10 protein-coding genes are annotated in these 12,373 nt (G+C 36.5%); 6 read left to right on the top strand and 4 right to left on the bottom strand.

What is annotated here, in order from left to right; genetic code table 11:
- The first annotated feature begins 60 nt into the window (after positions 1-60).
- From tig to clpX, 3 genes are all read left to right on the top strand, one after another.
- A complete protein-coding gene (gene tig, locus ACOH2D_RS07730) occupies positions 61-1,383 on the top strand; it encodes a trigger factor (RefSeq protein WP_348034766.1) in 1,323 nt (440 codons plus the stop codon).
- 133 nt (positions 1,384-1,516) lie between these two features.
- The gene (gene clpP / locus ACOH2D_RS07725; protein ID WP_348034767.1) at positions 1,517-2,200 is read left to right on the top strand and encodes an ATP-dependent Clp endopeptidase proteolytic subunit ClpP; all 684 of its coding nucleotides are present in this window, start codon (positions 1,517-1,519) and stop codon (positions 2,198-2,200) included.
- A gap of 57 nt (positions 2,201-2,257) precedes the next feature.
- Positions 2,258-3,490 carry an ATP-dependent Clp protease ATP-binding subunit ClpX gene (gene clpX / locus ACOH2D_RS07720; protein WP_348034768.1) on the top strand — a complete coding sequence of 411 codons (1,233 nt, stop codon included), beginning with the start codon at positions 2,258-2,260 and terminating at the stop codon, positions 3,488-3,490.
- A gap of 289 nt (positions 3,491-3,779) precedes the next feature.
- On the opposite strand, the gene ACOH2D_RS07715 is transcribed toward clpX, so the two are convergent.
- Entirely contained in the window at positions 3,780-5,294 is a 1,515-nt protein-coding gene (locus ACOH2D_RS07715; protein ID WP_449534883.1) for a GH3 auxin-responsive promoter family protein, read from the bottom strand.
- Between the two features lie 72 nt (positions 5,295-5,366).
- Here ACOH2D_RS07715 and ACOH2D_RS07710 point away from each other — a divergent pair, with 72 nt between their 5' ends.
- Together ACOH2D_RS07710 and ACOH2D_RS07705 are read left to right on the top strand one after the other, a co-directional pair.
- A complete protein-coding gene (locus tag ACOH2D_RS07710; protein WP_348034770.1) occupies positions 5,367-6,161 on the top strand; it encodes a DUF2797 domain-containing protein in 795 nt (264 codons plus the stop codon).
- Between the two features lie 405 nt (positions 6,162-6,566).
- Positions 6,567-6,806 carry a hypothetical protein gene (locus tag ACOH2D_RS07705; protein WP_449534882.1) on the top strand — a complete coding sequence of 80 codons (240 nt, stop codon included), beginning with the start codon at positions 6,567-6,569 and terminating at the stop codon, positions 6,804-6,806.
- Positions 6,807-6,856: 50 nt separating this feature from the next.
- On the opposite strand, the gene rpsU is transcribed toward ACOH2D_RS07705, so the two are convergent.
- The 3 genes from rpsU to ACOH2D_RS07690 form a co-directional block, all read right to left on the bottom strand.
- The gene (rpsU, locus tag ACOH2D_RS07700) at positions 6,857-7,051 is read right to left on the bottom strand and encodes a 30S ribosomal protein S21 (RefSeq protein ID WP_348034772.1); all 195 of its coding nucleotides are present in this window, start codon (positions 7,049-7,051) and stop codon (positions 6,857-6,859) included.
- 33 nt (positions 7,052-7,084) lie between these two features.
- Positions 7,085-7,948: a sigma-70 family RNA polymerase sigma factor gene (locus ACOH2D_RS07695; protein ID WP_348034773.1), complete on the bottom strand. Its 864-nt coding sequence runs from the start codon at positions 7,946-7,948 to the stop codon at positions 7,085-7,087.
- 177 nt (positions 7,949-8,125) lie between these two features.
- Positions 8,126-10,783 (bottom strand): AsmA family protein, encoded by a 2,658-nt coding sequence (locus tag ACOH2D_RS07690; RefSeq protein ID WP_449534881.1) that lies wholly within the window; start codon positions 10,781-10,783, stop codon positions 8,126-8,128.
- Positions 10,784-11,160: 377 nt separating this feature from the next.
- Between ACOH2D_RS07690 and folK the strand changes: the two genes are divergently transcribed.
- Positions 11,161-12,309 carry a 2-amino-4-hydroxy-6-hydroxymethyldihydropteridine diphosphokinase gene (gene folK / locus ACOH2D_RS07685; RefSeq protein WP_449534880.1) on the top strand — a complete coding sequence of 383 codons (1,149 nt, stop codon included), beginning with the start codon at positions 11,161-11,163 and terminating at the stop codon, positions 12,307-12,309.
- The last annotated feature ends 64 nt before the right edge of the window (positions 12,310-12,373 follow it).

Here is a 12,373-nt window from a genome sequence, read left to right as displayed (position 1 = left end):
TGTTAGCAGGGTTTTGATAGATAAAAAGATAAAACGCCATTAGGCTATATTAATTACAATATGAATATTACAAGAGAAGACATTGACGCATTAAATGCTGTTGTAAAAGTAGATATCGTTAAGGAAGACTATAGCGATAAAGTAGAAAAAATTCTTACGGATTACCGTAAATCAGCTAACATTCCTGGATTCAGAAAAGGACATGTACCAATGGGAATGGTTAAGAAGCAATATGGAAAAGCGGTATTGGTTGATGAAGTCAATAAACTTTTACAGGACGCTCTTAAGAAGTATATGACTGAAGAGAAATTGGATGTTTTGGGCAGTCCATTACCAAAATCTCAAGATGATTTAGATTGGGATGCGGATTCTTTTTCATTTGAATTTGAATTGGGCTTGGCGCCAAAATTTGAGGTAGAACTTAAAGGAAAAACTCCAATCACTCAATACACCATTGTTGCTGATGACAAAATGATCGACGGTCAGGTCGAGCACATCCAAAAGCAATATGGTAAATTGGTTTCTGAAGATGCGGTTTCAAAAGATTCTGAAATTACTGGTGTTTTTGCAAACGAGGAAAAAGAAATCAATAATAAAGCGACTTTTACTTTAGATAAGATCAAAAGCAAAACTGCTGAAAAATCTTTAATCGGAGCTAAGGTTGGCGATGTGGTGACTTTGAAAACTAAAGGCTTGTTCAATGACGACCATGACTTAATGAAGTTTTTAAAAGTGGCTCATGATGATGCCCATGGATTGGATGTTGAGGTTTCTTTGACTATTGAAGAAGTCAACAAAAGAGAATTGGCCGACTTGGATCAAGAGTTGTTTGATAAATTGTTTGGTAAAGACGTCGTGACTTCAGTAACGGATTTGAAAACAAAAATCAAGGAAGATTCAGAAAAGCAGTTTGGACAACAAGGCGATCAGAAGTTCTTGAATGATGTTACTGAGTATTTGGTTGAGCATACAAAATTTGACCTTCCAGCAGCGTTCCTGCAAAAATGGATGCAAACTGCCGGAGAAGATGAGTTGACCGTAGATCAGGCTAAAGAAGAATACGAAAATTCTGAAAAAAGCATGCGCTACCAGTTAATCGAAGGTAAATTGATTGAAAAATACAATCTACAGGTTACGTTTGACGATTTAAAGACTTTTGCTAAGGACATGATCAAAGTACAAATGGCGCAATTTGGTCAAATGGATCCACAAGATAAAGAATTGGAAGATATTGCGGCACGTATTTTGTCTAATAGAGACGAAGTGAAACGTTTGTCAGAGCAATTGATGAGCCAAAATTTATTGGAGCTTTACAAAAAAGAAACGAATCATAAAGTTAAAGAAATTACTTATGATGATTTCGTAAAAGAGTTTTACAGCTAATAATTATAATTTAAATCGTTATATTTAGAGCGTAAAACTGTTAGGTTTTACGCTTTTTTTTGACTACTTAATAGTCATCAAGATATCCCAAGGATTTTGGGGTTTTAATGAATTTAAGAACTAAAAAATACTTATGAATTACGGAAAAGAATTTGAAAAATTCGCAATAAAAGATCAAGGCATTAGTAGTACTTATTATAATCAAATCATGAACAGTATGTATCCTGTTGGTTTGACGCCCAATATTATCGAAGAACGTCAAATGAATGCAGTTTCAATGGACGTTTTTTCTAGACTGATGATGGATCGTATTATTTTTATGGGCACTGGCATCAATGACCAAGTGGCTAATATAATCCAGGCGCAATTGTTGTTCTTGGAAAGTACGGATGCCTCAAAAGACATTCAAATATATATCAACTCTCCAGGAGGTAGTGTATATGCTGGTCTTGGTATTTATGATACTATGCAGTTGATCAAACCTGATGTAGCAACAATTTGTACAGGGATGGCAGCCTCAATGGGTGCTGTTTTATTATGTGCGGGAGCTAAAGGAAAGCGCAGTGGATTAACGCACTCTCGTGTCATGATTCACCAACCGCTAGGTGGTGCGCAAGGTCAAGCGAGTGATATAGAAATTACCGCTAGAGAAATAGTCACCCTAAAAAAAGAACTTTACAACATTATCAGTAAGCACACCGGTCAGGATTATGAAAAGGTGTATGAAGATAGTGATAGAGATTACTGGATGAAAGCTGAAATGGCCAAGGAATACGGTATGATCGATGAAGTTTTAACGGGTACTAAAAAAATATAATTTCAAAGGATTTATAGCAATCGGATTTGAGATTTAAAATTTAGAATTAAAAGAGTTATGGCAAAGGAAGTATTAGAATGTTCGTTTTGTGGTAGGAAAAAGCCGGAAACCAATTTACTGATCGCAGGGTTAGATGCACATATATGTGACAGATGTATTGAGCAGGCCCATGGGATTGTTTTAGAAGAATCAAAGCAAAGTGACAACGCCGAGTTGTCCTCGGAATTGATGCTTAAGAAGCCTATGGAAATCAAGAAGTTTCTTGATGAATATATCATAGGTCAGGATTATACAAAAAGAGTGATGTCTGTTGCGGTTTATAACCATTATAAGCGTTTGTTGCAACCGGCAAGCAAAGATGATATTGAAATCCAAAAGAGCAATATCGTCATGGTGGGTCAAACCGGAACTGGAAAAACCTTAATGGCAAAAACCATTGCAAAAATGCTCAATGTGCCTTTGGCCATTGTGGATGCAACGGTATTGACCGAAGCTGGTTATGTAGGCGAGGATGTGGAAAGTATATTGACACGTTTGTTACAGGCTGCTGATTATAATCTTGAAAAAGCCGAAAAGGGTATTGTTTTCATTGATGAAATCGATAAGATTGCTCGTAAGAGTGATAATCCATCCATTACCCGGGATGTTTCGGGAGAAGGTGTTCAGCAGGGCTTATTGAAATTATTGGAAGGTACAGTTGTTAATGTCCCGCCAAAAGGAGGTCGTAAGCATCCTGATCAAAAATTCATCGAAGTTAATACCGAACATATTTTGTTTATCGCTGGTGGTGCCTTTGATGGGATTGATCGCATTATCTCAAAACGTCTGAATATGGCGGCTATTGGCTACAAAGCGGCAACTCAAGGTGACGTCATCGATAAAGATAATTTACTCCAATATATCATCCCAAAAGACTTAAAGGATTTCGGATTGATTCCTGAAATCATTGGTCGTTTGCCAGTGTTGAGTTATATGGATCCTTTAGATGCTGAAACATTAAGAGCGATTTTAACGGAACCAAAAAACGCCATCATCAAACAGTATAAAAAACTCTTTGAAATGGATGACATTAAGTTTACCATTACAGATGGTGCTTTAGATTTTATTGTGGGTAGAGCGATTGAGTATAAATTGGGCGCTAGAGGTTTGCGATCACTTTGTGAAGAAATCTTAACGGATGCGATGTTTGAATTGCCAAGTGGCAATGAAAAGAAACTTCACGTTACCAAGGAATATGCTGAAGATAAATTGGATAAAACCACATTGAAACGCTTAAAAGCGGTGTCTTAAAAGTTTTGAACCTATATAAAAGCAAAAACCACTCTATTTCAGGGTGGTTTCTTTTTTTTGGATTTAAAAACTAATATTGCAAAAACAATGCTTTAAATATATTTACAACAGAGGACTATTGTTTTGCTTCTTTATTCAATAGTGCACATTTTAAGGTGCTATATTGATTGCTTTACTGTAAATATAATAGCTTATTTGAGAGATAAAAACGACACGCCTTGTTTTTAGATAAAGCCTACTTTATTTTCGTTATAAAAATAAAATTTGTCATTTTCTGCGCTAAACGGCCTTACACATTTAACTTCAGTAGGGCGTCCATATATTGCCGCGTGTTGGAGAGCCGTGGCACCTTGTGTTGTCCGCCCAATTTGTCTTGCTGCTTTAACCAATCATAAAATAATTGCGGTCTTGCCAACTGAATTTTCGGACTGTTGAGCGTGATGTTATTGTACCGTTTCGCCTCATAATCAGAGTTTAGGGATTTTAGAGCGTTATCGAGCAGTTCATTAAAATAATTGATGTCTTCTGGAGGTGTTTTGAATTCTATCAGCCATTCATGAGCACCTTTTTCTTTGCCACTCATAAAAATGGGTGCCGCGGTATAATCAACAATTTGAGAGTTTGTTTTTTTACATACTTTCTTTAGGGCGTCTTCCGCATTTTCAATGATCAGTTCTTCTCCAAATACATTAATATGATGTTTGGTTCGTCCGCTGACCTTAATGCGATACGGCTGTAAGGAGGTAAAGCGAATGGTGTCTCCAATCTTATAGCGCCAAAGTCCCGCATTGGTCGTGATGACCACCGCGTAGTTTTTGTGTTTTTCAACTTCTGCTAACGGAATGATGCGCTGCTCAGGCGTGCCATAAGCATCCATCGGAATGAATTCATAAAAAATGCCATAATCTAACATGAGCAAAAGCTCACTTGAGCTGTTCTGATCCTGAATGGCGAAAAAGCCTTCAGACGCATTATAAATTTCATAATACCTAAAATCCTTTCTGGGCAAAATGGCTTTGTACTGATCTACATAAGGTAAAAAGCTGACGCCGCCGTGGAAATAAACTTCCAGATTTGGCCAAATATCAAAAATATCTTTCTTGTTGGTAGTTTCCAAGACATTGTTCAAAAGTACCAACATCCACGAAGGTACTCCTGCCAGACTTGTAACGTTCTCATTTATGGTCTCATTAACGATGGCTTGCATTTTATGTTCCCAATCGCTCATCAAAGAGACTTTACTGCTTGGGGTGCTGCTAAATTCGGCCCAGAAGGGCATATTATCAATGAGGATGGCGGATAAGTCGCCAAAGACAGTGCCATTTTCTTTGTAGAGTTCTTTGCTTCCACCAAGCCTGAGGCTTTTTCCTGTAAACAATTGTGAATTTTCATTATTGTTGAGGTACATGCACAATAAATCCTTGCTTGCGGCATAATGACAGTCTTCTAGAGATTCAGAGCTCACGGGAATGAATTTGCTTTTCGCATTTGTCGTGCCGCTTGATTTTGCAAACCACTTGATCGGTGATGGCCAGAAAATATTGTTTTCGCCCTTTCGGGATCTTTCAATATTGATCTGATTTTCTTCATAAGTTGAGATAGGAATCCGCTCGGCAAAGGTTTGGTAGTTAGTAATGCTCGCAAAATCATACATTTTGCCTATTTCAGTGTCTTTTGCCGTGGTCAATAAGTCCTGGAGCAATTCATTCTGTACTTCATTAGGGTACTTTAAAAACAAATCAATTTGATGGAATCGCTTTTTCAAGAACCATGAAGCAATTGAATTAACTAATGGGATTGACATATTTGTAGTATCTTTAAAGACTAAAAATAACACTTTTTTTAAATACAATCTTCTAAATAAATTTTTAAATAAATGACGTATCAAGGGGTCTTAACCAAAATGGCAACTGAGTTTTCACAACCTATTCAATATTATCTTGTTTTTGAAAATGATTTCATTAATATGAATCAACTATTGAATAAAACGATCACGATTCAATTTGTTGGCTACCAATGTCTCAACTGTTCATTATACAAAGCTATTTACAGACAAGGCTTTTGTAAAAGCTGTTTTTTTGACATCCCACAAGCGGCCGATTGGATCATGCGACCAGAGTTAAGTACAGCACATTTAGATCAAGAAGATCGCGATTTAGAATATGAAAAAAAGGTGCAGTTGCAGCCGCATATTGTGTATTTGGCAAATTCCAGTAATGTCAAGGTAGGCGTGACTCGAAAAACGCAAGTGCCCACACGATGGATTGATCAGGGTGCACATGAAGCGATTGAAATCGTTGAAGTGCCTAACCGTTATTTGGCGGGTGTTACTGAAGTCGCCTTAAAGGATTTTGTGGCCGATAAAACCAATTGGCGCACGATGTTGAAAAATGAGATTGTTGACGAGAATTTAGTAGAATGGCGCGATCGGTTAAAACAATACATTCCAGAAGCGGCACGAGATTATTTTATTGCGAGCAACACAGAAACTAATATTGAGTTTCCTGTTTTGCAATATCCTGAAAAACCAAAAAGTCTTAATTTGGAGAAAACACCCAATTATCAGGGGGTTTTAAAAGGGATCAAAGGGCAATATCTCATTTTTGAAGATGAAACGGTTTTCAATATCAGATCTAACGAAGGATTTGTTGTAGCACTTTCTGTGCAATAAATAAAACTGTTAATATTTAATTGGGACAATAAATTTTCTGAGGTGCGAACGGGAGGCTATGACGCAAAGTTTCGCAAAGTTTTTTTGAAGGTTCGCAAAGAGCTTTTATGTTGTCTTTTTTCATAATCTTCCGAGGAAATAACTTGCCAATGTTGAAGATTTCTTCCAACAATTTTTCACTTAATCCCAATTAACATTAATTTACAATTCTAAATTCTCTTAAATCTTCATTTTTTCGTAATTTAATGTAAGGTGTTGTTGCACAGAGCTGCTCGAAATTTATCAAAGTTGCACCAACCAGATTGTTACTTTTCGAAATTTTGTGATTGGCAAATAATTTCTTTGTGAAGCTTGAGTTTCACTTTGAATGCCATTGCGTTATAGCTATTATAAATACAAGAAACCATGAAAATACCAGTCCTGTTATATGTTGCGCTCGCCACGTTTCTATTAGTGACCTTGGTCATTATGGTCAGTATGAATGCACCCTTAAATTGGGTGTTTTATGTGACCTGTATAGGAGAGGCTTCGGTGGTGTTTATGGTGTATAAGGTATTGAGAGATAAATATACCACAAACAAAACCTTTAAGGATTTTTACGAAGATCATCCGATCGGTAGGGAAGAACGACATCTCGAAAAATAAAAAAATCACGTCGGAATGACGTGATTTTTTTATATTAAATAGTAAGAGAACTATGCGTTTTCTTTATCTCTTAGACCTTGAATATAAGATGCTTTTTGCATTTGGCGCCTGTTCTTAACTGAAGGTTTTGTGAAATATTGATTTTCTCTTAAAGTCTGCATTACTTTCACATTTCTGTGTTTACGTTTATAACGCTTAATTGCGCGTTCAATATTTTCGCCTTCTTTAATTTCGATTCTTAACATAAATAGTTTTTATAGTATATAGTGTATTTAAGACTATCCCAAATACGTTTTTAAAATTTTACTTTTTGAGGTGTGCTTCAATCGTCGAATACCTTTTTCTCGTATCTGACGTACACGTTCTCTGGTTAAATCAAAGGTTTTTCCAATTTCATCCAAGGTCATTGGTGGTTGATTGCTCAATCCAAAATTCAATCGGATCACATCACTTTCTCTTTGAGAAAGTGTATTGAGTGCTCTATCAATTTCCAAACTTAAAGATTCAGTCATTAAAAGCTGATCAGGTCTTGGAGAATCGCCATAAGAAACAACATCATATAAACTTGAAGTTTCTCCTTCTTTTAGAGGGGCGTCCATTGATACATGGCGTCCAGAATTTCTCATGGACTCTTTAACATCCTTCACTGTCAAATCCAATTCCTGGGCAATTTCTTCAGCACTTGGTGGACGTTGGTGTGCTTGCTCTAGAAATGAAAAGGCCTTGTTGATCTTATTGATCGAACCAATTTTGTTCAAAGGTAATCTAACTATTCGAGATTGTTCGGCTAAAGCTTGAAGAATTGCTTGACGAATCCACCAAACGGCATAGGAAATAAACTTAAAACCTCTAGTTTCATCAAAACGTTTGGCTGCTTTGACCAAACCAGCATTCCCTTCGTTAATCAAATCGGGTAAGGTTAAACCTTGATTTTGATATTGTTTTGCTACCGATACCACAAAACGGAGATTGGCCGTTGTCAGTTTATCTAAAGCTTCCTGATCGCCTTCTCTAATGCGTTGTGCTAATTCTACCTCTTCATCAGCCGTAATCAATGACAGCTTACTAATATCTTGTAGATATTTATCAAGAGATTTAGATTCCCTATTTGTAACCTGCTTCGTAATTTTTAATTGCCTCATCTATTCTATTCAGTTTTTAAAAAGTTATCTTACATTATAACTTAATAAACGACAAAACCAAAAGCTTTCACATTACTTTAACGCAATTCGCTGAATTTCTGTAAATTTGAGGTTATTTTTGATTAAAAAGATGAAAACTTCTCAAATTTCAGATAAATCTGAGAAGTTTACGTTGCGTTAATTTACGGTATCTTTTTTCTTCTTATTCTTATTGAAAATATCCTTTATTGTATTCTTGATAACTTCTCCACTGTTTTTGATGCTGTCTTTCTTTATAGGAGCTTGTTGTGTATGGGTGGAATCTTTGGTCGTTGTTTGGGGAGTTTGGGTCTTGTCGTTAGTTCCTCCTAAAACGCCACTTAATAAATCCTTGATTTTATCGGTGCCTTTGCCAATCAATTTTTGCTTTTCGATTTCAATGAGCTGGGTGGTCAAATTGGTTATGCCACTTGTCAAGTCTGTCGAAACTTTTGGATCTGTAAACGATCCGAAAATTTTTGCAGATATAGGAATGGAAAGTTTATTGACTTCATTGTCATTAATCTTTCCGATAAGACGGTTCACATCGCTTCCTAAATATTTAGCAGGAACATTAAAAACAGCATCATAAGTCATGGTTTTGTCGAAGCCATGTGCTCCAGAAACGGTGATGCCGATATCTTTATAGGCCAAGTGGAAAGGTTTAACCTGAACTTTACCGTTGGCAAATTCTAAATGGGCCTTTAAGTCGTGCAAATCTAATTTTCCAAAATCGATAAAACTCAAGGCGCCTTCCAGTTTTGATAAAAGCGGACTTGCTTTCTCGTCAATATCGGTCGTCAATACTTCAGCAAGCGCTGATCCTGAAATAGTATTTAGATTTGGAGAAAATTCTTTATCCAAGGTTCCTGAAATTTTAATGGTACTGTTCAATTTACCTTGAAGTACTTTGGCTATTGGCGCCAAATTTTGTAACAACTCTAAACCTTTAAAGGATTTCGAAATGTCAAAACCATTAACGTCTAAATTGATACTAAAAGATGGTGTGTCAGATTTGGTGTTGACATTTCCAGACATGGATAAGATGCCATCAAATAAACTGGAGCTCAAATTATTGATAGTCGCTTGTTGGTCTTTAATGGTCAAAACACCTTTGACATTTTTCAGATTAAGATTGTCATAAATAACCGTGTTGGCGTTAGCGGTAATGGTAGCATCTAAAAATTTCGGGATTTTCAATCCTTTTGTCGTGGTTGCAGCTTTTTTGGAAGTTGCTGCCGTAGTCGATTCTGTTTCTTCGCTCATGAAATCGCTCAGCGCCAAAGTGTTGGAGTTGAGTTTGAAATCTCCCGTTAAATTCACTTTTTTGCTCATCATAAAGCCAATCAAATTATGAATGGTTCCTGTGGCTGAAATATCACTTTTTCCGGTTTTCGCGTCAAAACTATTTAAGGTCACGGTCGATGGATTAAAAGTCATATCTGCTTTTGAAATATGAAGCGGCTGGTTCATCGCATCCGACGTAAACACCAAGTTAGTGATGTTCGCGTTTCCTGAAGCTTTAATGCGGTCGTAAGCGTTTGTTTCAATCGCATTCATGTCAAATGAAGTGTGCAGTTTCGCTTTTAGGATGCCGCTTATTTCATTGTCAAGTTCTAAAGGATAGGCTTTGGTAAGATTAGCCAGATTTAAAGTGCCGTCCACATCAGCGCTCACTTGCATATTGCCGGTAAGATTCTTGATTAACGCTGACGATTTGAAAACGTCGCTATCAATTTTAAAATTTAAAGTATTGATCGCTACATACGTGTCCGCAGCAATTCCGGTGTCGTTTTTGATTTCGGTATCAATGACGATATTTTCAACACGTTTAGGTAAATCTGGATATTTGAACGAGGCGTTGTCCGATTTAATGCTGATGTCCAAGGTTGGAATGGTAGTTTCGGTCAGTTTGCCTTTCACAATCCCAGTGATGTCAAAGTTACCTGTAGTGTCTACTTTATCTAAATCTTTTGAGTAGGTAGCTGGAATTACCGCTAAGAAATCTTTAAACGTAGAGCCGATGTTTTTGAATGAGATATCAATGAGTTGACCTTCGTCTATTAGTTGCACAAATCCATTAAACTCAATTGGCAATTGGTTGATAAGGGCTTTGTTTTCTTTGAAGGTATATTTCTGTGCACTTAAATCCATGTCGATAAGGGCGTCTAATTTCACATGGTTATTGTTTAAATAATTGGTGCTATCCATGGTGAGGCTCACGTTGGCTTCCGATTTGGTGTCCAGTTCACCCACGTCGCCCGAAAAGGTTCCTTTTCCTGAATGGTTTAATTCGGTCAGATAAAACTGCAGGTCGGAAGTCATATCAATATAGGTCAAAGCGCTGTTTTTAATGCTGTAATCCTGAATGTCGAAAGAAAAACTAGAGTCTTTGGTATCTTGCGAAGGTTCAGATTTCTTTACAATGTCGTAGTTGACATTTCCAAAAGCATCGGTTTTTAGGGTCAATAGGGCTTCGTTGACGTTGATGGAATTAATGACAATAGCTTCGTCAGCCGATTTGAAAAGCTCTTTTACTGACATCGTAAAGTTGATGTTTTTTGCAGTGACAAAAGTTTCGTCCTTAAAAGGCTCAAAATTGGTAATGACCAAATCGCTCACTTCAACGTGGGCCTTCGGAAAGCTTCTGAACAAACTCAAGCTCACATCGCTAAATTCTACATTGGCGTTGAGATTTTGATTGATGAAATTTTTGACCATACCTTTTATTTGCGATTGAAACACAAAAGGCAATGCAATTAAGAGGATAATGATAATTAATAAGGTAATTCCGGTGATTTTTAGAAACTTCTTCATTGAATATTTAGTTTTTGCTTCCACTAGTTGAAAGCCTTAGAGTTAAGTAGGTATAATATATACGCAAAGTATAATTTTATAGATGGCAACTGTTAAAGTTAAGTAAAACTTTAGCAATTTTTGAGGCTAAAATGATTTTAAATTATGGAAAGACCAAGATATAAAAATGTTGTCAAGAATGACATTTAGTTCTTGAGCAAAATGAAGAGTTATGTGTTAAGAATTTCAATTTACTATAATCCATATTTTAAGGCTGTTGTCTGTCTGCTTTGAAGAAATGTTATGTAAACCTCCACTTGCTATCGGGCTTTTTAAATGTTTTTTTCAGTCAAAATAGATTACAAAGTGGTTTTGTTTTCTTTATTTTGGCATCACATATGAATGAATCTCATAAAGTTTACATCGCACTTGGCAGTAATAAAGGCGACAGATTAAAACATCTGCAAGATGCCGTTGATCTTATATTTAGACGTATTGGTAAAATTAATAGTTTTTCAAGAGTGTATAATACGCCTGCTTTAGGTTTTGATGAGGATGCATCTACTGAAGATTTTTACAATGGCTGTATTTTTATTGAAACTCATTTTTCTGCAGAAGAAGTGATGCAACAGCTTTTGACTATTGAAACTGAGCTTGGACGTACGCGCCATTCCAGTACAGGCTACGAATCCAGAACCATTGATCTGGATGTTATTTTTTATGACGATGAGGTTATGGATTCCGAATTCATTACCACGCCACATCCTCAAATGCATAAGCGCAAGTTTGTGTTGCAGCCGCTGCATGATATTGCGCCTAAAGTAATGCATCCTAAGTTTGAGAAGTCAGTGCTGCAGCTTTTGGAAACGTGCCAAGACGACAGTGAGATTGAGCCCATTAATATTTGGTTAAAAAACCCCATGAAGCAGTTTGGGTTTGGTAGCCATAATTATATTGCCATAGAAGGAAATATAGGTGCGGGAAAAACGAGTTTGGCGAATCAAATTTCAAACGATTTTAATGCCAAATTGATTTTAGAAAGGTTTGCCGATAATCCCTTTTTGCCGAAATTCTACGAAGAGCCACAGCGTTATGCCTTTACTTTGGAAATGTCATTTTTGGCCGATCGTTACCAGCAAATCAGCGATGATTTATCGCAATTAGATTTATTCAAGGATTTTATGGTCAGTGATTATGATATTTATAAATCGTTGATTTTCTCTAAAATAACCTTGCCTGAAGATGAATTTAGACTCTATAGAAAGCTTTTCTATTTGATGTATAAAGATATTGCAAAACCCGATTTGTATGTGTATTTGTATCAGAATACCGAGCGTTTACAAGCGAATATCAAGAAGCGTGGCCGCGACTATGAACAGAATATCGAAAACGATTACCTCGAAAAGATTAATTCTGGCTATTTAGAATTCCTAAAGAACCAAACGGAGCTCAATGTCAAAATCATTGATATTTCTGATCTTGATTTTGTAGAAAACAGGGAAGACTATTTATGGATTTTGGAGGAGATTAGTGGGAAGGATGTTTAGTTTTGTTTGAAACAGTCAAATTAGGATTTTATTTGTCATTCCGACAGCGGAGGAATCACATGCG

It is taken from the genome of Gelidibacter sp. (genome assembly GCF_053579655.1).
Note: the sequence above shows the minus strand (reverse complement) of the source record. Positions and strands in the feature narration are given on the sequence as shown.